Below are 26738 nucleotides of genomic sequence, written 5' to 3' on the forward strand. Positions count from 1 at the left end.
CGGCGCCAGGCAGCGTCGGGTTGCCCGGGGCGCCGCCGCCGGCCGGCTTGCCCGGCACGTATACGGCGGCGCCCTGCGAGGGCAGGGCGGCGGCCGGTTCGCCGCCATCGGCGCCGCCTTCGCTGTAGAGCACGGTGGCGGCGCTGCCCGGCGGGCTGTTGCCAAGCTGGAAGGTGGGACGCGGTTGCGCGCTGAGCACGGTCAGCGGCACTTCGCTGCCGACCTGGGTGTCGCCCGGCAGCATCATGCGCACGGCATTGTCGGCCACCTTGACCAGGTAGCTGCCGTCCTTCATTTTGGAGATGACCTCGGCGCTGACGGTCTGGCCGACGAGATTCTGGATCGCGCGCTGGAAGGCGGCCTGGCGGCCGTCGGCGACGGCGGCCCCGCCGCCAGCGCCATCAGCCGGCGTGACCGGCGGCAGGGCGGCGTCCAGGCGCGGCATCATGGCGCGCGCCTGATTTAGACGCTACCGTAGGCGTTGACGACGCGCCGTTCCGTGCCGGTGACGTTGATCAGCTTGGACAGCTGGGTCATCCACGGCATGGTCAGGTCGCGGATCTGGCGGTCGGCGTTGAGCATCTGGCGGATCAGTTCGATTTTGCGTTCGCGGTCGGCGCCGCGCATCGGCTGCTGCGACTCCTGTTCGCGCAAGGCCTGCGCGTGGGCGGCGCAGCGCTGCTCGAGCAGCACCAGGGTGTCCCAGTCGCTGCGCGTGGCGGCCTGCACCATCTGTTCGGTCAGGTCGGCCATGGCGGCGTACACGGATAACACGTCTTGAATCGTCATCATAAATCAGGCGCTCGCGAGATTGGGTTGAGGGATGCCGCCGGCGGCAGGGGTGTCGGCGATCGCGTTCCAGGCGTCGCGCAACTCGGTCAGCAGACGCTGCACTTCTTCGACGATGCTGGGGTCGCTGTTGACGTTGGCCAGCAGCAGCCGGTTGCTCATGTATTCGTACAGGGCGTCCAGGCTTTCGGCGATCTCGCCGCCGGCCTTCTTGTCGAGGGCGGCGCGCAGGCCGCTGTCGATGATCATGATGGCGCGCGACAGCGACTTGCCCTTGAAGGCGATGTCGCCGTTCCTGATCCCGGTCAGCGCGTCATTCAGCGCCACCCGCGCGCCGTCGAACAGCATGACGATCAGCTTGTGGGGACTGGCCGCCAGCACACCGGTTTCAATGCCAACCTTGGCATAGGCGTTGACGCCAGTTTGTCGAGATCCGAACATACATTAACTCCTTATCAGTGCCGTGCGTGCTTAGCTGTTGGCGGAAATGGCGGCCAATTGCTGGGTCAGGAACGACTGCGTTGCATTCATGCTGGCGATCGAGGTGTCGAGCGCCGTGTATTGGGCGCGGTAGCGCGCCTCGATATCGGTCAGGCGGCTGGCGAAGCTGGCGCGCTGGTTGGCGACGTCGGTCACCGAGGCGCTCAGGCCCTTGGTGCGGCCGGCAATCGTGCCGCTGCTGCCGAGGTAGCCGGCCGACAGCGTGTTGAGCATGTAGGCGTAGCCCTGCGAGAAACCGAAGGTGCCGCGCGGGCCGGTGGTGTCGCCCTTGACGTTGAGCTTCAGGCCTTCGACCGGGGCGCCGGGCGCGCCGGTCAGCACCTGGCCCTTGCCGGTGGCGGTGTAGCCGCCGATGGTGCCGGCCACGTCGACGCCGTCGACCGAGGCGCCGGTGCCGAACACGGCCGAGACGTCGGTGCCGGTGGCGCTGCTGATCTTCAGGTTCGAGGTCGAGCCGTAGCTGGCCGATTGCAGCTTCAGCGAGCCGTCGTCGCCGAGCGTGGCGGTGACCGAGGCGCCGGCGTTGGAAAACGCGCTGACGCCGTTGATGGTCGACTGCAACAGCGTGGCCAGCTGGCTCGGGTTGTAGGTGCCGGCCGGCAGCGTGATGGTGGCGGTGTTGGCCAGCGTCGGCGGCGTGGTGTCGTTCAGCGTCACGGTCCAGGTGGTGTCCTGGGCGATGGTGGTCTCGGCCGGCAGAGTGGCATTGCCCTGCAGCGTGCCCTGGGTGGCCAGCTGGGTGATGTTGATGGCGTAGTTGCCGGCCTGGGTCTTGGCCGACGAGCTGCTGAAGGTGATGTCCGGATCGGTGCCGCGGCCGACCGCCGCGAACAGGCCGGCGATGTCGTTGAAGTTGCTGGTGATGGCTTTTTGCAGCTTGGCGTTGTCGACCGCCAGCGAGCCGTCCTTCTGGAACGAGACGCCGATCTGCGACAGATTGGTCAGGCTGGTGCTTTGCAGGCCGGAAATCGCGCTGCTGAGGGTGGCGCGCACCGACGATTGCAGGTTGCGCAGCGTGCTGTCGCCCAGCAGCGGGCCGGCGGTCTTGGTGTCGGCGTCGTAGGCGCCCAGCGCCGCCAGCTGGCTGTTGAGGTCGTTATACGCCTTGACGAAGGCGTTGACCGAGCTGGTCAGCGAGGAAGTGTCCTTGGCCACCGCCACCGTGGTGCTGCCGACCTTGAGCGCATTGAAGGTGACGCCGGCCACGGCGCCGCTGATGCTGGTGCTGCCGCTGGTGACGGCGATGCCGTTGACGGTGGCTTGCGTGTCGGCTGCGGCGGCCTTCTGGCTGAGGTTCTGGACGCCGCCGGGATCGTAGCCCAGCAGGCTGACCAGGGCCGGATCGGCCGGGTCGCCGCCGGAGCCGGCCAGCGTGATTTTCATGGTCGAGCTGGCGCCGGTGGCGCTGGAAGTCAGCACCAGGTGGTTCGGCGTGGCGCCGGTGCCGGTGCTGCCGTCCGAGACGATCGAGGCGGTGACGCCGAAATTGCCCTTGTTGATGGCATCCATGATGCCCTGCAGCGAGTTGTTGGTGCTGTCGATCACGATGTTGCCGGCGGTGCGGGTCGAGTCGGCGGTGAAGTCGGCGTTCAGGTAGGCGCCGCCGACGCCGGCGGTCAGGCCGGCCGCGGCCGGGTTGCTGCCGCCCACGGTGATTGGGCTGCCGTCGGCCGACACCAGCGTGATGGTGCCCACCGCGGTGACGCTGGAACCGATGTTGGCGCTGCTGCCGTCGTTGCCGATGCCGCCGGCCACCGTGCCGGTGACGGTTTCCGCCACCACCACGTTGCTGCCGTCGGCGTTGGAGAACTGCAGGTCGCCGTTGGCGGCGCTGCCGGTGAAGGTGATGTTGGCGTCCTTCAGCGCGCGCGAGACGGCGGTGTCGCCGCTCAGCGCGGCGTCCAGCGAGGCGGCGGTGACGCCGTCGCCGCCGGCCACGTTGGCGGCCTGGACCGCGATCTCGACCCCGCCCACCGACAGCGAATAGGTGCCGCCGCCGCTGGTGTCGACATTGCCGAAGCTGGCCGCGCCGGCGCCGCCGAACAGCGCGGCGTCGGTGGTGGCCGCGGTCGGCTTGGCCGAGACGCCGGTGGTGGTGGTCTTGTCGTTGATGGCGTCGGCCAGCGCGCGCGCGCTGCGGGTGGTGTTGTTGGTGGTGATGGTGGTGCCGTTGATGGTCACCGAGCCGGCCGTCAGGCCGCTGGTGCGCATGCTGTTGGCCAGCGCCGTGCCGTTGATGCCGAATTCGCTATTGCTGATGCTGCCCAGCGAGAAGCTGATGGTGGTCTTGGCGCCGGTGCCGATGGTGGCGGTGCTGCTCTTGTAGCCGCCCGAGGCCAGCGACTGCGCCTGCGCCAGCTGGCTGATATTGATCCGGTAGTTGCCGGCCAGGGCGTCGCTGGTGGTGCTGGCGGTGACCACGGTGGGGTCGGCCGGCGTGTTGGTCAGCGACTGGAAGCTGGCGATCGAGGTCAGGCTGCTCAGGGAGCTCTGGAAATTGCCGAGCGCGCTGGACATCGTGCCAAAGGCGGAAATCTGCGATTGGTAACTGGCCGTCTTTTTGTCGAAGTCCGTCAGTGGCGCGGACTCCACGGACATCAGCTTGCTGACGATGTCGTTGACGTTGAGGCCGGAACCGATGCCGGGAGTTGAGATGCCCACGTTGCGCTCCTAAGTAAAGCAATAATATAAGCTGATATCGGCAAAATCAAACCGGACTTGAGAGGGGGAAATACCGGCTTGTTTCAGAATAGCTGTCAAAGCGGGTAAAACCAGCGGTCGGCAAGGCCGGCGCCGGGCGCGGAACAGGCTGGCGCTCCAGAACAGGATGCCACAGATGAGAAAAAAGCGGCGCGCGCCGGGCGCGCACCGCTTCAGGCGGTCTGATCGATCAACAGACCGGTGGTGGTGCCCTTGCTTTCCTGCTGGTCCAGGGCCTTGGCGATGGCCAGCGCTTCCTTGGTCGGGAACTGGCGCACGACTTCCTTGGTGTTCTGGTCGATCACCTTGACCACCGTGCGCTTGGTGTCCTGGTCCACCGAAAACTCCAGGTTGTTGGCTTGCGCCTGCGGCGTTTTGTTCAGCTTGGAAAGCGCATCGTTGACTTGCTCCTCGCTGGGCAGGGCCTCGGGCGCTTTGACCGCTTTGGCGGTCTCGACGGGTGCGGCCGGTGCGCGGGCGGCAGCTTGCGTGGTGACGCCTTCGCCGCTGGCCGCGCTGCGGTCCACCGGACGGGCCGAACCGGCGCTGCCTATAGTGTCGATAGTCATGATTGTTCCTTTGTGAAAAATCCCCGGCTGCATAAATCAGCCGGGGATCCAGGTCAGAGCGACCTTTTGCGGGTCAGCTCTGCGCCGGATTTTAACGCAGCAGGGACAGCACGCCGTTCGGCAGCGAGTTGGCTTGCGCCAGCATCGCCGTACCAGCTTGTTGCAGGATCTGGCCGCGGGTCATGTTGGCCGTTTCCGCCGCGAAGTCGGTATCCTGGATACGGCTACGGGAAGCCGACAGGTTTTCCGTGGTCGTGTTCAGGTTCGAGATGGTCGAGGTGAAGCGGTTCTGGATCGCACCCAGCGATGCACGGTTGGCGTCGATCTGGCTCAGCGCCGCGTCGATGGTTTTCAGGGCCGCGTTCGAGCCGTCCACGGTGCTGACGTCGATCTTGGCCACCGATTGCAGCTGCGAACCGGCTGCGCTGTTGGCCACGATGCCGGTGCCGGCGCCCGAGTTGATCGAGAAGCCGCCCGCCGAGGAGAAGTCCAGGTGGCCGCCGACGGTGACGACGTTGACGCCGGCCGTGGTCGGCGCCTGGCCGGCGCCGATCGAGATGCTGCTGTCGCCTGGCACGGCGGCAGTGGTGCCGGCGGCTGGCTTGTCGGCACCCGCCATGGTCACCAGGGCCATCATGTCGTCGCTGGCGGTGTTGGTGTTGGCGATCTGGATGTCCGAACCCGAGCTGTTGCTCAGCTTGATCGTTTTATTGCCCGACTGGTCCAGCTGGATCGACGCGCTGACGCCGGTGGTGCCGACCTGGGCGTTGATCGCCTGGGCCAGACCCGACAGGTCGCCGTTTTTCACTTGCGCCGAAATCGTCACCGGGTTGGTGTCGGTGGTGTTGGAGTTGTCGCCGCGCAGCTGGAACTGTACCGAACCGTCTTTGCTGGCGGCAAAGGCGGCGGTGAAGCCCAGGGTGGCGCTGGTGGTGGCGGTAGCGGTGACGCCGCTCTGGCCGCTCAGGGCGTTGACACTGGCAGCGATGTCCTTGGCGCTGGCATGGTCGGCCACGTTGACATTGGTGGTGGTGCCGTTGCCCGAGGTGATGGCCAGGGTTTGCGCGGCAGCGCTGTTGTTGTTCCAGGTGGCGGCGGCCACCGTCGAGGACAACTGGCCGGTCTGGTCGCCATACACGGCCGACAGGGTGTTGTTGCCGATGTCGGTGGCTTTGGCGGACTGGATGCCGATGTTGATGGTCTGGCCCGAGTTGGCGCCGACCTGGAACTGGGCCGAGGTCAGCGAGCCGTCCAGCACGTTCTGGCCGTTGAACTGGGTGGTGTTGGCGACGCGGTCCAGCTCTTGCGACAGCGAGGCGACCTCGCCCTGGATCGACTGGCGGTCCGATGCCGAGTTGGTGCCGTTGGCGGACTGGACGGCCAGTTCGCGGATACGTTGCAGCAGGTCGCCGGCGGTGCTCAAGCCACCCTCGGCCGTTTGCGCCAGCGAGATGCCGTCGTTGGCGTTACGCGCTGCCGTGGTATTGCCGCGAATCTGCGCGCTGAAACGGTCGGAAATGGCCAGACCGGCAGCGTCGTCCTTGGCGCTGTTGATACGCAGACCCGACGACAGACGTTGCAGCGAGGTCTGCAGGCTGGCTTGCGACGTCGACAGGTTGCGTTGCGAGTTCAGCGATGCAATATTGGTGTTGATGACTTGTGCCATGGTAATTCTCCAAACTGGTGCTTCATTGTGGGCTGAGTGCCTCGTGTCCCTTTGGTGTGTCTCCGTGTTCCGAGACAATCACACCGCAGTTATTGCTGGTAACGGGTTCCCGTGTGGAAAGTTTAGGGAGAAAATTTTCACCAGGCAGGCTAAAGTTCGTCCCGCATGAGCGTCTAAACGACGCTGCGGATCGAAACTTTAGGGCAAAAAATAATTTATTTCGGCCAAAAAAAATGCCCGGCGCAGGGGCCGGGCAGGGGATGGCGGGGTAAAAGCTTTCTTAATCGGCAACCACGACGCGGTTTTTGCCGGTTTGCTTGGCGGTGTACATGGCCTTGTCGGCCCGTTTGACCAGCTCGGTCTGCTCCTCGTTCGGGCGGCGCAGGGCGACGCCGGCCGAGAAGGTGATCAAGACCTTCTCGTTATCGTGCAGGAAGAAGTGCTTGGTCAGCTCGCGCTGCAGCCGGGTCATCGTGCTGGCGGCCGCCTCGACCGTGGTTTCCGGCATCAGGATCAGGAATTCCTCGCCGCCGAAGCGGGCGATCACGTCCATCGAGCGCAGCGTGTCCTTGACGATTTTCACCAGGTGCTTGAGCGCGGCGTCGCCGGCGATGTGGCCGTAGGTGTCGTTGAGCTTCTTGAAATCGTCCAGGTCCAGCACGGCGATGCACAGCGGCGTGCCGCGGCGGTCGGAGCGCGCGGTTTCGCGCTCGAACACGTCGTCCAGGCCGCGGCGGTTGAGACTGCCGGTCAGCTGGTCTTCGCGCACCAGTTCGCTCAAGTGCTGCAGCTTGGCTTCCAGCGTGTGGATGCGCGCCTCGGCGTCCTGCACTTCCTGCTTGGCCAGCATCATCTTGTCGCGCGCCTTGAGCGCCTCGGTCTGGACGATGCGGGTTTCCTTCAGCACCTCGTCGAGGATGCTGTTGAGTTCGGCGATATTGTCGGCCTTGCTGATCTTGTCGGAATAGCCGCCGATCTTCTCGTGGAAGTCGCCGGTCGAGGCCGCCACCTGGCTGAGGCGGTCGATAAAGGTCATCATCATGTTCTTGACGGTGAGCTTGACGTCCGACAGGCTGTGCTTGAGCTGACCCTGCTTATAGATGACTTCCTTCAGGCTGCGGGTGGCTTCCTCCAGCGCGCGCACGTCGAGCGGGCCGGCGATCAGGTTCTGCACCGCCTCGATCTGGCCGCGCAGCCAGCTGTCGTCGTCAAGCAGTTCGCTGACGTTTTCCAGCAGCAGGCGGAACAGGCGCAGCAGCAGTTCCTGCTGTTCGCCGCTGTCGCCGCCGCGCACCTCGATCTGGTAGCACAGCTGTTTCAGGCGTACGGCGATTTCCGCCAGCGCTTCCTCGCTGTGCGCCACCTTGGTGGCCGCGCCCAGCGATTCGGCCTCGGCCGCCAGCACCGGCGCCCCGGCCAGCAGCGAGGCCACGGCGAAGGTCAGGGTGCGCGCCAGCAGGTCGCGCAGGCTGCGCGACTGTTCGCTTTCCTCGCCGGCCACGCCGGCCACCTCGATGCCTTTTTTGGCGGCCACGAAGTGCTTGTCGACCAGCTGCGACAGCGCGCGCGCATAGCCTTCCCAGTCGCGGCCCTTGACGGCGCGGTTGAAGCGGCGGCCGAAGTCGCCCAGGTCGCCGGTGCTTTCGGTCAGCCGGGTGGCGAACTGGCTGAGCACCGATTCCGGTCCGGGATCGGCGCTGCCCAGCGGCGCCGGCGGCGTGGCGGGCGCCGGCTCGGGCGCGATGCCGGCAATTTCGTTGTAAATCTCGCGATAGGCTTCCGGCGTCGGCGCGATGCGGCGCACCGCCAGGCGGCGGAAGGCCTCGCGGGCGATATCGGCCGGATTCTGCTCGGGCGTGTTGGGTTTGCTGGACATGATGACGCGCTTACCTCTGAATGGATTACCAATTACGGCAATGATAAGCGCGCCGACCGGCTGGCATTGCCCGAATAAGGGGCGGGAAGGTGGCTTTCATTAAAGCATTAACCATTTTACTTTCAGCAATAACAGATACGCTGACGTATTGCTATCTTACCCGCGCTTACTCAATCAGTTGGTTTTTAATGGCGTAATGCGTCAATTCCGCGCTGTTTTTCAGCTTCATCTTGACCAGCAGGCGGGCGCGGTACTCGCTGACGGTCTTGACCGACAGCGACAGCTCCTTGGCGATGGTGCCCACCGTCTTGCCGGAGGCGATCATGGTCAGGGTCTGGTATTCGCGGTCGGACAGGGTGTCGTGCAGCGGCGCCTCGTGGTCCTCGCCGACGTGGTTGGCCAGTTCCTGCGCCAGCGCCGGGCTGATGTACTTGAGGCCGTTGCTGACCTGGCGGATCGCCGTCACCAGCTCCTTCGGCGCGCTCTGCTTGGTCAGGTAGCCGGACGCGCCGGCCTTCAGCGAGCGGATCGCGTACTGGTCCTCGCGGTGCATCGACAGCATCAGCACCGCCAGCTCCGGCTTTTCCTTCTTGATCTGCTTGAGCACCTCGATGCCGTTGCGATCTGGCAACGAAATATCCAGCAGCATCACCTGGCACTCGGATTTGCGGAACAGCTTGATGGCGTCGAGGCCGTTCTCGGCCTCGCCGGCCACCACGATGTCGCGCGTCTCGGCCAGGATCTGTTTCAAGCCTTCGCGCACAATCGCGTGGTCGTCGGCGATGAAAACCTTGATGATGGCTTTTTCTGTCATGAATCTGTTTACCCCGTTGTGCCTCCGCCATGTGCGCTAGGACACATTATTTCGTGGCAGAAATGTTTTCTTCCGCTATTGTAGCCGCAGCGGGCGGCGGCATGAGGCTGTCGTGTACAGTATCTTGCTTAATTTTGATGGCGACCACCGTGCCGCCGCCGCTGGCGTGGCTCAGTGTCAACGTGCCGCCCAGCGCGCGCGCCCGTTCGGCCATGCCGCGCAGGCCGAACGAGGCCGGCTTGCCGCGGTCGGCCGCGGCGATGCCGGCGCCGTTGTCGCTGATTTTCAGGCTGATATGGTGCCGCAGCCGCGCCAGCCTGACCGTCACCTTGCTGGCGTGGGCGTGCTTGGCGATATTGGTCAGCGCTTCCTGGGCGATGCGGAACAGGGCGGTGGCCTGGTCGGTGTTGAGGCCGATGTCGCGCTGGTTGGCGCTGAAGCTGGTGGCGATGCCGGTCTGCTTGTCGAATTCCCTGGCCTGCCATTCCAGCGCCGCCACCAGGCCCAGGTCCAGCAATGGCGGGCGCAGATCGAGCGAGATGCGGTGGATGGCGTCGATGGTGCGGTCGACCAGCGCATCGACGTAATCGGTTTTTTCGCGCAGCGCCGGCTCGCTGTCGTCCAGGCGCGCGGCCAGCATCGCCACCGCCATCTTGATCGCGGTCAGGTTGCCGCCCAGTTCGTCGTGGATTTCGCGCGCGATGCGGGTGCGCTCCTGTTCCTTGACGCGGTCGGTATGCGCGCTCAGTTCGGCCAGCCGGGCGCGCGAGTGGCGCACTTCCAGCTGCTCCAGCTTGCTGTCGGTGATGTTGGTCATGATGCCGTCCCAGCGCACGGCGCCGTCGGGCAACGGGTGCGGCGTGCTGCGCAGGTTGATCCACTTGACGTCCTTCCAGGCCTCGACCCAGATCCGGCCTTCCCAGTTCCAGCTCCACAGCGCGGCGGCCGAGGCCTGCATGGCGTCCAGGTAGGACTGGCGGTCCTCCGGCAGGATCAGCGCCACGAAGCGCTGCGGCTGCGCGTGCAGCTCGGCGGCGGGCAGGCCCAGCAGCGCCTGGCAGCCGTCGCTCAGATAGGGAAAGCTGACCTGGCCGCCGGAATGCAGCACGAACTGGTACACCAGGCCGGGCGTGTTGGAGACGATGGCGGCAAAGCGCGCGCGGACTTGTTCCAGTTCGGCCACCAGGGCCTGGCTAGTGGAATGGGAGGGAGATGGGGCGCTCATGTGGCTGCCATTTTAGCGTGTGTCCCAGCGCCGGCGGAAGCGTTTCAGCAAGCGGCGGAAGCGCGCCAGCCAGCTGCCCGGTTTCGGTACGGCGTGCTGGCGCCAATGGTGGAAGGCTTTCTTCAGCGCTGCCACCTTGCGCCAGGCGCGGGTGGCGCGCAGGCGCTCGATCCAGCGTTCCTTGAGCGCCAGAAACCAGCCCAGCAGCGCGGCAAACCAGACGATGGTCAGCAGCACCGGCCGCGTCAGCAGATACAGCCGCGCCACGGCCGCCGCGCCGCCCAGCTTGGCCAGGATGATGACGGTCAGGCCCAGCATCGGGTGGCCGTTGGCCATGGCCCACAGCGCCAGCAGCTTGACCGGGAACAGCAGCGTGGCCGGCAGCACGAACAGCACCAGCGCCGCCTTCGGGCCGAGGCGGCAGATCCACGCCTCCAGCCGGTGCAGCGGCGGCCATTGCGCCAGCCGGTTGGTCAGGCGCGCGCCGATGTTCCACAGCCAGTCTTCCAGCAATAGCAGCAGCGCCGCCAGATAAACCAGCGGCGCCAACAGCCAGCGACGGAAGCGGTGCAGTGTTCTCATGGTTGTTCCTTCGACAGCATGATACGTGAAAGCCGTTACAATAGTCCGTATGAATAAAGCCTTTGTCAAAGAAAGCGACCAGGACGATGACGACGAAGCCGCAGCGCTGGCGTTGGCGATCCCGGCTGGCTCCAAGAATTACATCCGGCCGGAAGGCTACCAGCGCATCAAGGAGGAATTGTTGCAGCTGATCGACGTCGACCGGCCCGAAGTGGTGCGCATCGTGCACTGGGCCGCCTCCAACGGCGACCGCTCGGAAAACGGCGACTACATCTACGGCAAGCGGCGGCTGCGCGAAATCGACCGCCGCATCCGCTTCCTGACCAAGCGCATGGATTCGGCCTTCATCGTCGACCCCAGCGCGCACTATGGCAGCGACCAGGTGTTCTTCGGCGCCACGGTGACCTACAGCAACCAGGACGGCGAGGAGCGCACCATCACCATCGTCGGCATCGACGAGCTCGATCCGCTGAAGGGCAAGATCAGCTGGGTGGCCCCGGTGGCGCGCGCGCTGACCAAGGCGCGCGAAGGCGACACCATCACCTTCCAGGCGCCGCATGGCGTGGAAGAGCTGGATATCCTGGAGGTGCGTTATCCTGCGCCGGCAGCGGAATAAATTGCGCAATGGCCTGTGTCTGCTGGCGCTGCTGGCCTGGCAGGGGATGGCGTGGGCGGTCGATGTGTACACCATCGACATGAATTCGAGCAAATCCAGCTTTAGCGACAGCCACATCCTGCACCTGCTGGCGGCCGCGCTGGATGCCTCGCAGCCCAAGTACGGACCGTATCAATTCAAGGTGGCGCCGCTGCGCATGGAGCGCGACCGGCTGCTGCAGGAAATGCTCAAGGGCGAGCTGGTCAACCTGAGCGGGCAGGTGACCTCGGCCGAATGGGAGCAGAAGCTGATCCCGATCCGCATTCCGGTCGACAAGGGTATTTCAAGCTACCGCATTTCGCTGATCGACAGCCGCAACCAGGAACTGTTCAGCGCGGTGCGCACGCTGGAGCAGTTGCGCGGCTTCACGCTGGGCGCCGGCCGGCAGTGGAGTCTGACCGCTACCTACAAGCAGGCCGGTTTCCACGTGGTGGAGGGCAGCACCTCGGCGGGTCTGCACAGCATGCTGGCGGCCGGGCGGTTCCAGCACTTCCCGCGTGCGATCGACGAGGCGGTGTATGAGCAGGCCGCGTATGTGCCGTCGTTTCCGACCTTGAGCGTGGAGCGCAGCTTTGCGCTGTACATTCCGTCGCCGCGCTATTTCTTTGTCGGTGGAGCACAGCAGCAGCGCCTGGCGCAGCGGCTGGAATACGGCCTGCAACAGCTGATCGCCGATGGTCGCTATGAGCAGATTTTTCATGAGTTTTATGATGGGCTGATCGAGCAGGTTGGCCTGCGCAAGCGGCGCATTTTCAGGCTGAACAACCCGCAGCTTTCGCCGTTGACCCCGCTTTCCAACAAGGCGTACTGGTATGACCCGCTGGATCACCGCTAGTTGAGGTGCATCAGGGCCGGGCGGCCGGATGCTTGCTAGCTTGGCGAGATATCCGGGAGAGATGCCATGCCTCGCCATACTCGTGTTGTACTGAAGTCGGTGCCGTTACATGTGATTCAACGCGGACATGACCGGCAGCGGTGTTTTTTCAGCGATGAGGATTTTCTTGTGTACCGGCAGTGGCTGCACGAGGAGGCGGTGATGGCGCGGTGTGCGGTGCATGCGTATGTGCTGATGAGTAATCATGTGCACTTGCTGGTGAGCGTGGACGACGCGGAGCGGCTGGCGGCAATGATGAAGGGCGTGGCGCAGCGGTATGCGCAGTATTTCAATCGTCGGCAGCAGGCATCCGGATCGCCCTGGGATGGGCGGTACAAGAGTTGTGTGGTGCAGACGGAGGGGTATTTGCTGACCTGTCAGCGGTATATCGAGCTGAACCCGGTCAGGGCGGGGATGGTGCGGTTTCCGGGGAACTACAGGTGGTCGAGCTACCGGTCGAACGCGGAGGGGCGGCATGATGAGTTGTTGACGCCGCATTCCGTGTACGAAAGATTGGGTTTGAACCCGTCTGACCGCAGGCAGGCGTATATGCGGCTGTTCCAGCAACCCTTAACCCCCATGCAGATCGCCGAGATTCGCGCGGCGGCGAATGGGAATGGGGTTTTGGGGGACAAGGGTTTCGGGGCATCCACCCCGCAAGCTTAAGCGATACGCATGCGGCACCACTTAGGGGTCTGACCCCATGCGGGGTCAGACCCCACCTGGCAATGCGGGTCTAGCTACGCTCGCGCAAAATGCGATTGACCCCAGCCACCCGCCGCACATTCCGCAGCAAGCCCGCCAGATGCACCCGGTCCTTCACTTGCACCGTGAAGCGCAACTGGTGCAGCACGTTATCCTTGTCCTCATCCATGCCGACGTAGGTGATATTGGCATCCGACTCGCCAATCTCCGCCGCCACGCGCGCCAGGATACCCTTCTCATTATTGATCAGCAGCTTGATACGGCTGTCAAAGCGACGATTCAGCTCGGTGCCCCACTTGACCGCAATCCAGCGATCCGGCTCCTTGGCCTTCTGCCGCTTGGCCAGCGTGCAGTCCGAGGTATGCACCAGCAAGCCCTGATCCCGCCGCAACTGCCCGATAATCGCATCGCCCGGAATCGGCAGGCAGCACGGCGCCAGCTGCACCGACACACCCTCGCTGCCGCAAATGGTCACCGGGTCCAGTTCCGCCGCGCTATTGTGATCCACCGGCGCGCTGGCCGATTCCCCGCCGCGCAGACCGAAGATGTGCCGCGCCACCAGCGCCGCCATGCGCTTGCCAACGCCGATGTCGGCATACAGCTCGTCTAGCGACTTGGCGCTCGATTCCTTCAGCAGGCTGACGACCAGCGTATCCTCCAGCTCCGGACTCACGCCCAGCGACGTCAGCGCATGTGCCAGCAGCTGCTCGCCCAGTGCGATCGATTCCGGCAGGTTGATGGTGCGCAGGTGATGCCGGATCGCCGAACGCGCCTTGCCGGTGCGCACGAACGACAGCCAGCTCGGGCTCGGCCGCGAGGCCGAATCCGTCACGATCTCGACGATGTCGCCGTTGCGCAGTTCGGTGCGCAGCGACGCCGGTTCGTTGTTGATGGTGACCGACACCGTGTGGTCGCCGATCCCGGTGTGGATCGCATACGCGAAGTCGACCGGGGTGGCGCCGCGCGGCAGCGCGATGATCTTGGACTTCGGCGTGAACACGTACACCGAATCCGGGAACAGGTCGACCTTGACGTGCTCCAGGAACTCGGCCGAGTCGCCGGTCTGCTGCTGGATATCGAGCAGCGATTGCAGCCAGGCGTGGGTACGCTGCTGCAAGTCCGACATATTTGCTTCGCCGTTCTTGTACAGCCAGTGCGCCGCCACGCCGGACTCGGCGGTGCGATGCATTTCCTGGGTGCGGATCTGGAACTCCACCGGCGTGCCATACGGGCCGATCAGCGTGGTGTGTAGCGACTGGTAGCCGTTCAGTTTGCGGATCGCGATGTAGTCCTTGAACTTGCCCGGCATCGGCTTGTACAGCTGGTGCAAGGTGCCCAGCGCCACGTAGCAGTTCGGGAAGCTGTCGACCACCACGCGGAAGCCGTAGACGTCGAGCACCTGCGAGAACGACAGGTGCTTGCTGCGCATTTTGCGGTAGATGCCGTACAGCGTTTTTTCGCGGCCGTAGACTTCGGCCTCGATGTCGGCCATCGCCAGCGTGGTCTTCACCGATTCGAGAATCTTGGTGACCACTTCGCGGCGGTTGCCGCGCGCCGCCTTCACGGCCTTGGCCAGGGTGCGGTAGCGCAGCGGGTACAGGTGCGCGAACGACAGGTCCTGCAGTTCGCGGTAAATATTGTTCAGGCCGAGACGGTGGGCGATCGGCACATACACTTCCATGGTCTCTTTGGAGATGCGGGCCTTGGCGGCCGGCTTCATCACTTCCATGGTGCGCATATTGTGCAGGCGGTCGGCCAGTTTGATCAGGATCACGCGCACGTCCGACGCCATCGCCAGCAGCATCTTGCGGAAGTTTTCCGCCTGCGCTTCGATCTGGCTCTGGAATTCGATTTTCTCCAGCTTCGACAAGCCGTCCACCAGGTTGGCCACCGGCGCGCCGAAGCGCTCGATCAGTTCGTCCTTCTTGACGTCCTGGTCCTCCATCACATCGTGCAGCAGCGCGGCCATGATGGCTTGCGCATCAAGCTTCCAGTCGGCGCAGATTTCCGCCACGGCGATTGGATGCGAGATGTAGGGCTCGCCTGACTTGCGCAACTGGCCAAGGTGCATTTCATCCGAAAAGCGATACGCTTCCTTGACCTTTTTCAGGTCGGCGGCGTTCATGTATTCGGCCAGCTTTTCGGTCAGATGGGTAACGGATGCAACGCCGGCGGTCAAAGCGAGCGGCGTGGCCAGGGGCGACGAGGAAATCACGGGAGGTACTGGGGGTGTGGCGGGTGGAGCGGAGGAGCTGCTATCCCCTGCGTTGGTCTCGGACATGACTTTAGCCGGCGCTTTGGCCGGCCGTTTCGCCTTGGTAGGCTTGGTGTCACTCAGTGTCGGATCGGCAGGGATCAGATTCATACGTATGCGTTCCGTCTCAATGAGAATGTCTAGCTGCTACAAAACATACCACATTCACATTGTTCGGGAACGCGGTCCCAACTTACATTGGGACCTTTTTCAACATTTCCAGACCGACTTTGCCGGCGGCGATTTCACGCAGGGCGACGACGGTCGGTTTATCCTTGGCTTCCACCTTCGGGGTGTGGCCTTGCAGCAGTTGGCGCGCGCGGTAGGTGGCGGCCAGGGTCAGCTGGAAACGGTTAGGTATGCTTTTCAGACAATCTTCAATCGTAATGCGGGCCATCTTAACTCCTAAAATCTTGTGTTTATTTATTCAGCGTGGATGCCCAACTGGGCAAAGAGCGAGGTGTTGCGTGCCGCTTGTTGCGCAAACCGGCAACGGGCCGCTCGGACTATCGCCGTCAGTTCCGACAGCGCGACGTCGAATTCTTCGTTGATAATAGCATACTCGAACTCGGGAGCGTGGGCGATTTCGCCGCCCGCCGCCAGCAGCCGTTTGGTGATCACGTGCGGCTCGTCGGTGGCGCGTTTTTTCAGGCGTTCCTCCAGCGCGTCGATCGATGGCGGCAGGATGAAAATGCCGGCCGCCTGCGGGAACAGTTTCTTGACCTGGCGCGCGCCTTGCCAGTCGATTTCCAGCAGCACGTCGGTGCCGGTTTTCATCTGTTCCTCCACCATCAGGCGCGAGGTGCCGTAGTAGTTGCCGTGCACTTCGGCCCACTCCAGGAACTCGCCTGCCTTGGCGCGCGCGACGAAGTCCTCGGCGCTGGTGAAGTAGTACTGCTGGCCGTGGGTTTCGCCCGGACGCGGCGCGCGGGTGGTGGTCGAAATCGACAGCTTGATGGTCGGTTCCTTGGCCAGCAGCGCGTTGACCAGCGTGGACTTGCCGGCGCCGGACGGCGCGGCGACGACAAACAAGCTGCCCGAAAATCCGTTGGATGAGCTCATGGGTGATCTTTCAAAAACGTCAGCGGGCGACTTGTGCGTCGCCCAAAGATGTATTTTACCAAGAGCAACGAGGTGAGTTCAATTTACAGCAGCGTCAGCAGATGCTGGGCGGCGGCCGGCGCGCGCTCCTTGGCGCCGTTGATGAAGTAGACGTAGACCTTGCCGGACTTGGCCTGCTGCTGCCAGTCTTTGGCCTGCGCCGCCCATTGCTTCAATGCCGGCCTGGTGTAGCCGGTGGCGATGTCGCTGTGCGCATCCATCAGCCGCGCGTAGACGAACTCGCCGGTGATGGTGTCGAAGTGGGGAAATTTGGGCGAGTCGGTGATGACGGTGGCGACCTTGTGCTGGCGCGCCAGCTTGAGGTAATCGTCGCTGAGAAAACTGTCGTGGCGCGCATCGAGCACATGCTGCAGCTTGCGTTTGCCGAGCTTGGCCGGCAGCAGCTTGAAGAAGGCTTCGATGTCGTCCGGATCGAACTGCTTGGTGGCGGCCAGCTGCCACAGGATGGGGCCGAGCTTGTCGCCCAGTTCGGACAGGCCGCTGTCGATGAAGCGCTCGATCGATTCGCCCGCTTCGGCCAGCACCTTGCGGTTGGTGGCGTAGCGCGAGGCCTTGACCGAGAAGACAAAATCGTCGGGCGTCCTGGCGGCCCAACTGGCGAAATGTTCGGGCTTGGCGGTGCGGTAGAAGGTGCCGTTGATCTCGATGCTGGTGACCTGGGTGCTGGCATATTCCAGCTGCTTCTTGACCGGCACGTCCTTGGGATAGAAGGTGTCGCGCCATGGCGCGAAGTCCCAGCCGCCGATTCCTGCCCGTATCTGCGCCATCATGCGTCTCCTGCTAGTATCGAGGTTTGGATTTTATACAGGGATATACCATGAAAGAACTGATCGTCGTCGCCACCATCACCGCCAGGGACGGCAACGAAGTGCTGGTGCGCGAGGCGCTGGAACGGGTGGTGCCGCCAAGCCGCGCGGAAGCCGGCTGCCTCCGCTACGACCTGAATATCGACCTCGGCAACCACGCCAACTACGTCATGCTGGAAGCCTGGCGCGACGAAGCCGCCCTGAGCGCCCACGAAGCCACGCCACACTTCCAGGAACTGGTCAAAGCCGTCGGCGGCAAAGCCGACATCCAGATCCTCAAGTTGAATCAGATCGTTTAATCAATCCGGCGTGAAGGCCTTGGCGGCGGCCAGGGTGTCGAGGGCTTCGCGCAGGTGCTTGATTTTGCCGTTTTCGGCCACCAGCATGCCGGCGTAGGTCTGTTTGTAGACTTTGCCGGTCGACGGCACCAGGGCTTCCACGCTGTATTCGCCAAACACCTTGTCTTCCGTGTCGATGAACAGTTGCACATCCTTGAAGCGGAAGTCCGGCACTTTTTTCAGCAGGCCGCCGATGAAGCTCTCGATGGCGGCGGGGCCGACCGCGCGCACTTGCGGGCCCAGCGATGGCAGTTCCAGCAGGCCGTCTTCGGCAAACAGCGCGGCGGCGGCGGCAGGGGTCTGGATATTGGCCAGGTAGGCGTGCAGCAGTTGGTTAGCGTTTTTCATGATGTCTCTTTCGGTAAGAAGTTGAAGTGACTCCACTGTAACGCCGGTCGATTATTGAATAAATCCGCTAAAGACGAAATGTTTATTCCTGTGTGTAGATAATCGCCAAACGGTTGGCCGCACGGAATGCACGGGTCGCCGCATGGGACTGGACCGCCGTTCGGCGATCGCTTAAGGTGAAAGCTTTCGTACCTCGGAAACCCAGCGTGAAAGTCGAAACCCCTTTGCTCGTTCCCGTGCTGGCGGCACTGCCGGTATGCGCCTGCATGGCCATCCTCGGCCTGCCCGCCGCCGGCAATAGCTATATCGTTGCCTTCCGTGCGGTGTTCTTCGTCGCCTGCCTGTTATGGCTGATTCCGCTGACGCTGATGCAGCGGGCCATGTGGCGCCGCGAATGGTCCTGGCTGCGGATGGGATCGATACTGCTGGTGACCACCTATGCCATGGCGATTACCAACGCCTTCCTGGGACAGAGCTACGGGATCGCGATCGGACGGGAGACCGGCTACCAATGGCAATATCTGGCACGCGGCCTGGATAGCTGCTGGCTGGCGCTGGTCGCGTTCTGCGCGGTGCATGCGGTGGCGGCCTATTATCTGTCGCTGCAGCAGGTCCGCCTGCATCTGGCCCAGGCGCAGAGCGCGGCGCGCGACGCCGAGCTGCGCGCGCTGCGCCTGCAGGTCAATCCGCACTTCCTGTTCAATTCCCTGAACGCGATCTCGGCGCTGGTGTCGGCCCAGTCCAACCGCGAAGCCAACCGCATGCTGGCGTGCGTGGCCGACTTCCTGCGCGCCACCCTGGCGCACGACGGCCGCCACGAGCATGCGCTGGCCGATGAACTGGCCTTGCTCGACGCCTACTTGGCCATCGAAAAGGCGCGCCTCGGCGAGCGCCTGCAACTGACGATGAAGACCGGTCCCGACCTGCTGGGCAGCGTCGTGCCTTACCTCATGCTGCAACCGCTGGTCGAGAATGCGATCCGCCACGGCATCGCGCCGCTGGCCGTGCCCGGCCAGCTCGATATCCTGGTCGAGCGCGCCGGCGCGCGCCTGCTCATCGGCGTGAGCAACGACGGTCAACCGGCGGCGCATCAGGGCAGCGGCATCGGCCTGGCCAACGTCCGGGAACGCCTGCGCCACCTGTACGGCACCGAGCAGGAGGTGGACGCAGGTTGGCGCCCGGACGGCCGCTTCCACGTGCACATTTCCATGCCGCTGCGCGGTATGGCGGTGGCGGCATGAATATCCGGGTGGTGATCGTCGACGACGAACCGCTGGCCAGGCTGGCGGTCAAGGTCAGGCTGGCGCAGCGCGATGGCTTCGCGCTGGTGGGCGAATTCGGTGACGGCGACAGCGCTTGCGAAGGGATTGTGGCGCTCAAGCCGGACCTGGTGTTCGTCGACGTCGAGATGCCGGGCAAGTCCGGCCTCGACATGCTGGCCGCACTGCCGCCAACGCAGCGGCCGATGGCGATCCTGCTCACCGCCTACGAAGGCTTCGCCCTGCAGGCGTTCGAACTGGCCGCCCTCGATTACCTGCTCAAACCGGTCGATGACGAGCGCTTCGACGAAGCCCTGGACCGCGCGCAGCAGGCGTTTCCCTACCGCTGCCAAAGCCGCGCCGCAGCACCGGCAGCAATGGTAACAGCGGCGACACCGGCGCTGCGCAGCTTCAGCGTGCGCGTGGGCTCGCGCACGGTGCTGGTGCCGGTTGCCGACGTCGAGCGCATCGAGGCCGACGGCGACTACGCGTCCCTGCATGCGAACGGCAAGACCTGGCTGGTGCGGGAACGCCTGCACACCCTGGCCACGCAGCTTGACCCGCGCCAGTTCCACCGCGTGCACCGCTCGTCCATCGTGCGGCTGGACATGATCACCGAACTGTGTGCGCTGACCAACCGCGACGCCATGCTGCGCCTGCGCGACGGCAGCGTGCTGCGCGCCAGCCGCTCGTATATGCCGGCGCTGACGGAGGCGCTGCAACACCTCAATACCAAAACCGATTCGTAGTCCAACCTGGGGGAATGTATGTTAGGTAGCAAGAAGATTGTTGCGGCGGTCGTGTTGGGCGCGCTGTGGTCGTTGCCTGCCTTGGCGGCGGAGGACACCGCGTTGAGCGCGTCCGACCGCGCCGCCATCGTGCAGACGCTGGCGGCGAAAATCAACGCGAATTATATAGAGCCAACGCAGGCCGAGCGGGTCGGCAGTGCCATCGTCAGGAAAAATGCCGAAGGAGGTTATGCGGCCGCCGCCGGTGCGAAGGCGTTCAGTGCGGCGCTGCAGGAGGACTTGCGCGAATTCAGCGGCGACTTGCATTTCAGCGCCTCGCGTTACGAGGGTTTCACTGAGCCCAGCGGCCCCCCGGAGCCGCCGAGCCGCGCCAAGCTGGACGAATGGCGCGACGCCACCGCGCGGCGCGGCTATGACATCGAGAAGATCGAACGCCTGCCCGGCAACGTCGGCTACATCGAGTTGCGCGGCTTCGGCGGCGTGGAATTCGTCGGTCCGGCGTACACGGCGGCGATCTCGCTGCTGGCGGGGACGGATGCGCTGATCCTCGACCTGCGCCGCAACGGCGGCGGCAGCCCGGCCAGCGTGGCTTACCTGATGAGTCATTTCCTCCCGGTGGGCGACGTGCGCCACCTGATCGATATCTATGATCGCCCGAGCGACACGACGCGGCAGATCTGGAGCGTGCCGACGGTCGCGCAGCGTTACGACAAGCCTGTGTATGTGCTGACATCGGCCCGAACAGGTTCCGGCGGCGAGGATTGCGCCTACGACTTCCAGGTGCTGAAGCGCGGCACCCTGGTCGGCGAAACCACCGCCGGCGCTTCCAATCCCGTGAGCTGGTACAGCCTGGGACACGACATCGTCGCCTCGATTCCGACCGCGCGCACGACCAATTTCGTCAGCAAAACCAACTGGGAGCATGTCGGCGTGAAGCCGGACGTCGCCGTGCCCGCGGCGCAGGCGTTGCAGACGGCGCATGTCGCCATCCTGCGCAATCTGGTGTCGTCCGCCAAGGAGGGCGACGAGCGCAAGGAACTACAGCGCCTGCTGGCAATGGCGGAGAACGGGGAGTCCGATAAACCGGTCTACAAGCTCAAGGGACAACTTTGAGCGAACCGGTTGCGCCAAAAAAAAGGAGCCGCGGCTCCCTTTTGATTACTCCAGGTTTTGCACCTGTTCGCGCATCTGCTCGATCAGCAGCTTGAGCTCCATCGAGGCATCGGCCAGTTCCTTGACCGAGGCCTTGGCGCCTAGCGTATTGGCTTCGCGGTTCAGTTCCTGCATCATGAAGTCCAGGCGCTTGCCGACCTGGCCGCCTTTTTTCAGGATGTGGCGGGTCTCGGTCAGGTGGGCGGACAAGCGGCCCAGCTCCTCGGCCACGTCGATGCGGATGCCGTACAAAATCACTTCCTGGCGGATGCGCTCCAGCGCATCCTGACGCGACAGCGCCGAATTCGATCCCTGGCAAGCCAGCCCCAAGGCGTCCTGCATGCGCTCGACCGCCTTCTGCTGGAACGCCGCCACCACCTGCGGAATCAGCGGCGTGATGCGTTTGACGATGGCTTCCATGGCCTCGATGCGCGAAATCAGCATCGCTTCCAGCGCCGCGCCTTCGCGCTGCCGGCTGGTGACAAAGGCGGCGATGGTGCGGCCGGCGAGGGCGGCCACGTCGGCCTGCAGCGACTCCTGGCCGATCTGCGCCTCTTCGATCACGCCTGGCCAGCGCAGCAGTTCCGCGACTGACATCGTTTGCGCGCCCTGGAACAGGTTGCCCACCTCGGCCTGCAATCGTTGTAACTCCGTCAATAATTGGGTGTTCAGCGCCTGCGTGCCCGCTGTGGCCGCCTTGCGGCCGAAGCTCAGTCGCAACTCGACTTTGCCGCGCGTGATGGCAGCCATGACGGCGGAGCGCAAATCGGGTTCAAGCGCACGCAAATCGTCGTTTATTCGAAACTGTAAGTCTAAAAATCGCGAGTTGACGCTCTTGATTTCGATAGTCAGTGTTCCCGCCGCACTTTCACTGGTGGCGACCGCGTAGCCCGTCATGCTGGAAATGCTCAATGGATATCCCCGATTTAATCTTTACAAAACAGTGATTTATCCACACAATCCGGGTGTTGAGGCGAGGAATCTTATGGCTGCACAAAACAACGCCCCGTTACCAGATGGTCTGGAAATTGCTGGATATCGCATTGTAAAGAAAATTGCGTCCGGTGGGTTCAGTATTGTTTACCTTGCATACGATAGCGAGGGCGTGGCGGTGGCAATCAAGGAGTATTTGCCCAGTTCCCTGGCCCTGCGGCAGGAGGGAGAACTGGTGCCGTCCGTCTCAAAAGCGCATCTTCCCGTGTTCCGCATCGGTCTCAAGTGCTTTTTCGAGGAAGGCCGGGCGCTGGCGCGCATTTCGCACCCGAATGTTGTAAGTGTGCTCAATTTCTTCCGCGCGCACGAAACCGTGTATATGGTCATGGCCTACGAATCGGGCCATTCGCTGCAGGAACACATCCAGCGGCAGCGCGGCAAGGGCAGCAAAGTGGGCGAAGCCTTCATCCGCACCATTTTCACGCAGGTGGTCAAGGGGCTGCGCGAAGTCCACGCCAACAAGCTGCTGCACCTGGACCTGAAACCGGCCAATATCTACCTGCGCACCGACGGCACGCCGATGCTGCTCGACTTCGGCGCCGCGCGCCAGACCGTCAACACCGACATGCCGACGCTGACGCCGATGTACACCCCCGGCTTCGCCCCGCCCGAGCTGTACGCCAAGGCCGGCATGGGACCGTGGACCGATATTTACAGCATCGGCGCCTCGATGTTCGCCTGCATGGTCGGCTCGCCGCCGCAGCCGGCCGACCAGCGCAAGAGCGAGGACAAGATGGCCGGCCACTTCCTGAAACTGCAAGGGCAGTATTCGCCGGAGCTGGTGCAGTTGGTGCGCTGGTGCCTGGAAGTGGAACCGCTGGACCGGCCGCAAAGCCTGTTCGCGGTGCAGAAAGGGCTGCAAACCACCGCGCCGGCCGCCGTGCCCGCCGCGGCGCCGCCCACCATGCTGGACAAACTGCGCGGCCTGATGGGCCGGCTGGGCAGCGGCGGCGCGCGCGCCAAGGCCGGCCCGGACACGCTGGTCTGAATCGAGAGGACGACCCATGCAATTCTCCGTGTACCAGGAAAGTCACATCGGCGGCCGCAAGGTCAACCAGGACCGCATGGGCTACAGCTTCACCCGCGACGCGCTGCTGCTGGTGCTGGCCGACGGCATGGGCGGCCACCTGCACGGCGAGATCGCCGCCACGGTGGCGCTGCAAACCATCTCGACCATGTTCCAGCAGCAGGCGCAGCCCTACGTGAAGAAGCCGCAGCGCTTTCTGGAGGAAGCCTTCCACGCCGCGCACCGCGACATCCACCAGTACCGCGCCGAACACCAGCTGGCGGAGACGCCGCGCACCACCATCGTCGCCTGCCTGGTCCAGCACAACACCGCCACCTGGGCCCATTGCGGCGACTCGCGCCTGTACTGGATGCGCGACGGCCAGATCCTGGCGCGCACGCGCGACCACTCGCACGTGGAAAACCTGATCGCCAGGGGACTGGCGCAGCCGTCCGAGCGCGCCACCCATCCGGACCGCAACAAGCTGTTCAACTGCCTCGGCGCTGATTCGCTGCCCAAGGTGGAGGTGTCGGCCGGCGCCGGCGTGCTGCCGGGCGACCTGCTGCTGTTGTGCTCCGACGGTTTGTGGTCTATGCTGCCGGACGATGATCTGGCGCGCCGCATGCAGGCCCAGACCGTGGTGCGCGCGGTGCCGGATATCCTGCAGGCCGCGCTGCTGGCGGCGGGCGGCGCCAGCGACAACGTCACGGCGCTGGCCATCATGTGGCAGGGCAGTTCGGTGGTGGACAATATGGGGCCGATCACGGCCACCGTGATCTCCACCGAGGCGCTGCCGCAAGACCTGCACAGCACCACCATCCGCGACACGCCGGCCGCCGGCGCCGTGCCGGTTGACGCCGACGCCTTCGATGACGACGCCATCGAAAAAGCCATCGCGGAAATCCGCGGGGCGATAGAAAAGTCCTCCCAAATTCTCAAATAAGGAACTGTATGACCTCTGTAACCCGTCCTAGCGGCCGTCCGGTCGATGCGCTGCGCACCCTGCGCCTGACCCGCGACTACACCAAGCACGCCGAAGGTTCGGTGCTGATCGAGTGTGGCGACACCAAGGTGATCTGCACCGCCAGCATCGAGGAAAAAGTGCCGGGCTTCCTGAAGGGCAAAGGCCAGGGCTGGCTGACCGCCGAATACGGCATGCTGCCGCGTTCCACCCACAGCCGCATGGACCGCGAAGCGGCCAAGGGCAAGCAGTCCGGCCGCACCCAGGAAATCCAGCGCCTGATCGGCCGCTCGCTGCGCGCCGCGTTCGACCTGGAAGCCTTCGGCGAGCGCACGCTGCACCTGGACTGCGACGTGATCCAGGCCGACGGCGGCACCCGCACCGCCTCGATCACCGGCGCCATGGTGGCGGCGTATGACGCCTTCTCCAAGCTGAAGGCGCGCGGCCTGATCGCGGAAATCCCGCTGAAGCACTTCGTGGCGGCGATCTCGGTCGGCGTCTACCAGGGCACGCCGGTGCTGGACCTCGACTACGTGGAAGACTCCAACTGCGACACCGACATGAACGTGGTGATGACCGAAGCCGGCCACTTCATCGAAGTGCAGGGCACGGCCGAAGGCGCCGCCTTCGACCGCGCCGGCATGAACCGTTTGCTGGACCTGGCGCAGGGGGGAATTGCCGATCTGGTCAAGTTGCAGAAGCAAACCTTGGGTTTAACAACGTAAGCGGCACAGTTCAACCCCGCACAGCCAAGACCTGGGGTCTGACCCCGTACGGGGTCAGACCCCGACCGTTCGGGGTAAACGGTTTAAAATGACGCCCGCTGTCCACTTTTTAAACCCGCACACCCATGACCCAACGCCTGATCCTCGCCTCGAACAACAAGGGCAAACTCAAGGAATTCAACGAACTGCTGTCGACCGTGGGCTTTTCCGTCCATGCGCAGGGCGAGTACGACGTCCCTGAAGCAGATGAACCTTTTTACACCTTTGTCGAAAATGCACTGCAAAAGGCCCGTCACGCCTCGCGCCTGACCGGCCTGCCGGCGCTGGCCGACGACTCGGGCGTGTGCGTCAACGCGCTGGGCGGCGCACCCGGCGTGCTGTCGGCGCGCTTTGCCGGCGAACCGAAATCGGACGCCCGCAACAATGAAAAAATGATCGCCGAACTGGCCAAGCATGAAGACAAGTCCGCGTATTACTACTGCGTGCTGGTGTTCGTGCGCCATGCCGACGATCCGCAACCGGTCATCGCCGACGGCCGCTGGAACGGCGTCATGATCGACACGCCGCGCGGCAACGGCGGCTTCGGCTACGATCCTTACTTCTTCATTCCAGCGCTGGGCAAGTGCGCCGCCGAGCTGGCGCCGGAAGAGAAAAACGCCTTGTCGCACCGCGGCCAGGCATTGCGCGCACTGGTAGAGAAACTGAAATGATCCCGATTAAAGTCGTCGGCGCCAGCGCGCAGTCCGCCAAGACCAAGCCAGCCACCGACATCAGCGAAGCCGCCGGCGTCGCTGCGAAATACCTGCAAGGCGGCGCCCTGAACCTGACGGCGCTGCCGCCGCTGTCGCTGTACATTCACTTCCCGTGGTGCGTGCGCAAGTGCCCATACTGCGATTTCAATTCGCACGAAGCGAAGGAGGGCGGCGCCTTCCCCGAACAGGAATACCTGGATGCCGTGCGCGCCGACCTGGAACAGGCCTTGCCGCTGATCTGGGGACGCAAGATCTACACCATCTTCATCGGCGGCGGCACGCCCAGCCTGATGTCGGCCGCAGGGCTGGACCGGCTGCTGTCCGACGTGCGCACCTTGCTGCCGCTGGACAGCGACTGCGAGATCACGATGGAAGCCAATCCCGGCACCTTCGAAGCGGAGAAGTTCAAGTCCTACCGCGCCAGCGGCATCAATCGCCTGTCGATCGGCATCCAGAGTTTCAACGAGCGCCACCTGAAGGCGCTGGGCCGTATCCACGACGACAACGAAGCCAGGCGCGCCGTGGATATCGCCCTGGCCAACTTCGATAACTTCAATCTGGATCTGATGTACGCGCTGCCGTCGCAGACGCTGGAGGAAGCGCGCCAGGACGTGGAGACGGCGATGGCCTTCAACCCGCCGCACCTGTCGCTGTACCACCTGACGATGGAGCCGAACACGCTGTTCGCCAAGTATCCGCCGACGCTGCCGGACGACGACGCCAGCGCCGACATGCAGGACATGATCGCCGAGCTGACCGCCGCCAATGGCTACGGCCAGTACGAAATCTCGGCCTACGCCAAGGCCGGCCGCCGCGCGCGGCACAATCTGAATTACTGGGAGTTTGGCGACTACCTCGGCATCGGCGCGGGCGCGCATTCCAAGCTGTCGTTCCCGCACCGCATCCTGCGCCAGGCGCGCTACAAGCAGCCCAAGGCTTACATGGAGCAGGTGAAGCTGGGCGCGCCGGTGCAGGAAGAGTACGAGATCCAGCGCGAGGACATGGGCTTCGAGTTCATGCTCAACACGCTGCGCCTGCACGGCGGTTTCGATCCCAACCTGTTCGCCGAGCGGACCGGCTTGAGCATCAACGCCATCGACAAGCAGCTCAATGCGGCCGAGGCCAAAGGGCTGCTGTATCGCGACTACAAGATCATCAAGCCGACCGAGTTAGGCCAGCGCTTCCTGAATGATCTTCAGGAGATGTTCCTGAAGGGTTAAAACTCTTCCCACTCGCTGTCCGACGCCTTGGCGCGAGGCGCCGCGGCAGGCGCGGGAGCGCGCGCTGCGGGCGCCGAGGCGATGCGCGCCGCCGGAC

General features: G+C 64.1%; 27 protein-coding genes and 1 pseudogene. 12 read left to right on the forward strand and 16 right to left on the reverse strand.

Going from position 1 to position 26738, the window contains the following annotated elements:
• From GJ695_RS27205 to GJ695_RS27250, 10 genes and pseudogenes are all read right to left on the reverse strand, one after another.
• Nucleotides 1–448: pseudogene (locus tag GJ695_RS27205) on the reverse strand (flagellar hook-length control protein FliK); the annotation flags it as partial.
• Between the two features lie 14 nt (nucleotides 449–462).
• Nucleotides 463–792, reverse strand: a complete 330-nt coding sequence (locus GJ695_RS27210; protein WP_154370242.1) for a flagellar protein FliT — start codon at nucleotides 790–792, stop codon at nucleotides 463–465.
• Nucleotides 793–795: 3 nt separating this feature from the next.
• The gene (gene fliS / locus GJ695_RS27215) at nucleotides 796–1230 is read right to left on the reverse strand and encodes a flagellar export chaperone FliS (RefSeq protein WP_154370243.1); all 435 of its coding nucleotides are present in this window, start codon (nucleotides 1228–1230) and stop codon (nucleotides 796–798) included.
• Between the two features lie 30 nt (nucleotides 1231–1260).
• Complete coding sequence (gene fliD / locus GJ695_RS27220) at nucleotides 1261–3951, reverse strand: flagellar filament capping protein FliD (RefSeq protein ID WP_166455104.1); 2691 nt, start codon at nucleotides 3949–3951, stop codon at nucleotides 1261–1263.
• Nucleotides 3952–4163: 212 nt separating this feature from the next.
• Complete coding sequence (locus GJ695_RS27225; protein WP_154359728.1) at nucleotides 4164–4559, reverse strand: flagellar protein FlaG; 396 nt, start codon at nucleotides 4557–4559, stop codon at nucleotides 4164–4166.
• Nucleotides 4560–4650: 91 nt separating this feature from the next.
• Complete coding sequence (locus GJ695_RS27230; protein WP_154370244.1) at nucleotides 4651–6225, reverse strand: flagellin N-terminal helical domain-containing protein; 1575 nt, start codon at nucleotides 6223–6225, stop codon at nucleotides 4651–4653.
• Between the two features lie 280 nt (nucleotides 6226–6505).
• On the reverse strand, nucleotides 6506–8101 hold the full coding sequence (locus tag GJ695_RS27235) for a GGDEF domain-containing protein (RefSeq protein WP_154370245.1): 1596 nt from the start codon (nucleotides 8099–8101) through the stop codon (nucleotides 6506–6508).
• Nucleotides 8102–8267: 166 nt separating this feature from the next.
• Entirely contained in the window at nucleotides 8268–8915 is a 648-nt protein-coding gene (locus tag GJ695_RS27240) for a response regulator (protein ID WP_154370246.1), read from the reverse strand.
• Nucleotides 8916–8961: 46 nt separating this feature from the next.
• Nucleotides 8962–10140, reverse strand: a complete 1179-nt coding sequence (locus GJ695_RS27245) for a sensor histidine kinase (protein WP_154370247.1) — start codon at nucleotides 10138–10140, stop codon at nucleotides 8962–8964.
• A gap of 12 nt (nucleotides 10141–10152) precedes the next feature.
• Nucleotides 10153–10722: a hypothetical protein gene (locus tag GJ695_RS27250; protein ID WP_154370248.1), complete on the reverse strand. Its 570-nt coding sequence runs from the start codon at nucleotides 10720–10722 to the stop codon at nucleotides 10153–10155.
• Between the two features lie 49 nt (nucleotides 10723–10771).
• Between GJ695_RS27250 and greB the strand changes: the two genes are divergently transcribed.
• The 3 genes from greB to GJ695_RS27265 all read left to right on the forward strand — a co-directional run bounded on the left by greB (nucleotide 10772) and on the right by GJ695_RS27265 (nucleotide 12917).
• Nucleotides 10772–11338: a transcription elongation factor GreB gene (gene greB / locus GJ695_RS27255; protein ID WP_154370249.1), complete on the forward strand. Its 567-nt coding sequence runs from the start codon at nucleotides 10772–10774 to the stop codon at nucleotides 11336–11338.
• Nucleotide 11339: 1 nt separating this feature from the next.
• Nucleotides 11340–12212, forward strand: coding sequence for a transporter substrate-binding domain-containing protein (locus tag GJ695_RS27260; protein ID WP_229260405.1), 873 nt, complete (start codon nucleotides 11340–11342; stop codon nucleotides 12210–12212).
• Between the two features lie 66 nt (nucleotides 12213–12278).
• On the forward strand, nucleotides 12279–12917 hold the full coding sequence (locus GJ695_RS27265; RefSeq protein ID WP_154370250.1) for a transposase: 639 nt from the start codon (nucleotides 12279–12281) through the stop codon (nucleotides 12915–12917).
• A gap of 70 nt (nucleotides 12918–12987) precedes the next feature.
• On the opposite strand, the gene GJ695_RS27270 is transcribed toward GJ695_RS27265, so the two are convergent.
• From GJ695_RS27270 to GJ695_RS27285, 4 genes are all read right to left on the reverse strand, one after another.
• On the reverse strand, nucleotides 12988–15321 hold the full coding sequence (locus GJ695_RS27270) for a RelA/SpoT family protein (RefSeq protein ID WP_154370251.1): 2334 nt from the start codon (nucleotides 15319–15321) through the stop codon (nucleotides 12988–12990).
• A gap of 82 nt (nucleotides 15322–15403) precedes the next feature.
• Nucleotides 15404–15607, reverse strand: a complete 204-nt coding sequence (rpoZ, locus tag GJ695_RS27275) for a DNA-directed RNA polymerase subunit omega (RefSeq protein WP_154359737.1) — start codon at nucleotides 15605–15607, stop codon at nucleotides 15404–15406.
• A gap of 26 nt (nucleotides 15608–15633) precedes the next feature.
• Nucleotides 15634–16272, reverse strand: a complete 639-nt coding sequence (gmk, locus tag GJ695_RS27280) for a guanylate kinase (protein ID WP_154359738.1) — start codon at nucleotides 16270–16272, stop codon at nucleotides 15634–15636.
• Between the two features lie 83 nt (nucleotides 16273–16355).
• Entirely contained in the window at nucleotides 16356–17099 is a 744-nt protein-coding gene (locus GJ695_RS27285) for a DUF72 domain-containing protein (RefSeq protein ID WP_154370262.1), read from the reverse strand.
• A gap of 50 nt (nucleotides 17100–17149) precedes the next feature.
• On the opposite strand from GJ695_RS27285, the gene GJ695_RS27290 reads away from it, so the two are divergent.
• Complete coding sequence (locus GJ695_RS27290) at nucleotides 17150–17437, forward strand: putative quinol monooxygenase (protein WP_154370252.1); 288 nt, start codon at nucleotides 17150–17152, stop codon at nucleotides 17435–17437.
• Here the strand turns inward: GJ695_RS27290 and GJ695_RS27295 are convergent, their stop codons facing one another.
• Nucleotides 17438–17824: a nuclear transport factor 2 family protein gene (locus tag GJ695_RS27295; protein ID WP_154370253.1), complete on the reverse strand. Its 387-nt coding sequence runs from the start codon at nucleotides 17822–17824 to the stop codon at nucleotides 17438–17440. It lies immediately after the preceding gene.
• 206 nt (nucleotides 17825–18030) lie between these two features.
• Here GJ695_RS27295 and GJ695_RS27300 point away from each other — a divergent pair, with 206 nt between their 5' ends.
• The 3 genes from GJ695_RS27300 to GJ695_RS27310 are packed head-to-tail and all read left to right on the forward strand — an operon-like array spanning nucleotide 18031 to nucleotide 20945.
• The gene (locus tag GJ695_RS27300) at nucleotides 18031–19065 is read left to right on the forward strand and encodes a sensor histidine kinase (protein ID WP_371866616.1); all 1035 of its coding nucleotides are present in this window, start codon (nucleotides 18031–18033) and stop codon (nucleotides 19063–19065) included.
• Nucleotides 19062–19832, forward strand: coding sequence for a LytR/AlgR family response regulator transcription factor (locus tag GJ695_RS27305; protein ID WP_154370254.1), 771 nt, complete (start codon nucleotides 19062–19064; stop codon nucleotides 19830–19832). The genes GJ695_RS27300 and GJ695_RS27305 overlap by 4 nt, the downstream gene beginning before the upstream one ends.
• 18 nt (nucleotides 19833–19850) lie before the next feature.
• Complete coding sequence (locus GJ695_RS27310) at nucleotides 19851–20945, forward strand: S41 family peptidase (protein WP_154370255.1); 1095 nt, start codon at nucleotides 19851–19853, stop codon at nucleotides 20943–20945.
• Nucleotides 20946–20990: 45 nt separating this feature from the next.
• Here GJ695_RS27310 and GJ695_RS27315 read toward each other — a convergent pair whose 3' ends face one another.
• Nucleotides 20991–21881 carry a YicC/YloC family endoribonuclease gene (locus tag GJ695_RS27315; RefSeq protein WP_154370264.1) on the reverse strand — a complete coding sequence of 297 codons (891 nt, stop codon included), beginning with the start codon at nucleotides 21879–21881 and terminating at the stop codon, nucleotides 20991–20993.
• 88 nt (nucleotides 21882–21969) lie between these two features.
• Here GJ695_RS27315 and GJ695_RS27320 point away from each other — a divergent pair, with 88 nt between their 5' ends.
• The 5 genes from GJ695_RS27320 to hemW all read left to right on the forward strand — a co-directional run bounded on the left by GJ695_RS27320 (nucleotide 21970) and on the right by hemW (nucleotide 26641).
• Nucleotides 21970–22965, forward strand: coding sequence for a serine/threonine protein kinase (locus tag GJ695_RS27320; protein ID WP_154370256.1), 996 nt, complete (start codon nucleotides 21970–21972; stop codon nucleotides 22963–22965).
• Nucleotides 22966–22981: 16 nt separating this feature from the next.
• Nucleotides 22982–23926: a PP2C family protein-serine/threonine phosphatase gene (locus tag GJ695_RS27325; protein ID WP_154370257.1), complete on the forward strand. Its 945-nt coding sequence runs from the start codon at nucleotides 22982–22984 to the stop codon at nucleotides 23924–23926.
• 8 nt (nucleotides 23927–23934) lie between these two features.
• On the forward strand, nucleotides 23935–24669 hold the full coding sequence (rph, locus tag GJ695_RS27330; RefSeq protein ID WP_154370258.1) for a ribonuclease PH: 735 nt from the start codon (nucleotides 23935–23937) through the stop codon (nucleotides 24667–24669).
• Nucleotides 24670–24794: 125 nt separating this feature from the next.
• A complete protein-coding gene (rdgB, locus tag GJ695_RS27335; protein WP_154370259.1) occupies nucleotides 24795–25379 on the forward strand; it encodes an RdgB/HAM1 family non-canonical purine NTP pyrophosphatase in 585 nt (194 codons plus the stop codon).
• Nucleotides 25376–26641: a radical SAM family heme chaperone HemW gene (gene hemW, locus GJ695_RS27340; protein ID WP_154370260.1), complete on the forward strand. Its 1266-nt coding sequence runs from the start codon at nucleotides 25376–25378 to the stop codon at nucleotides 26639–26641. Before rdgB ends, hemW begins: the two co-directional genes overlap by 4 nt.
• Nucleotides 26642–26738 lie beyond the last annotated feature (97 nt).

The sequence above is a fragment of the Duganella alba genome, assembly GCF_009674495.1.
Lineage (GTDB): Bacteria > Pseudomonadota > Gammaproteobacteria > Burkholderiales > Burkholderiaceae_D > Rugamonas > Rugamonas alba.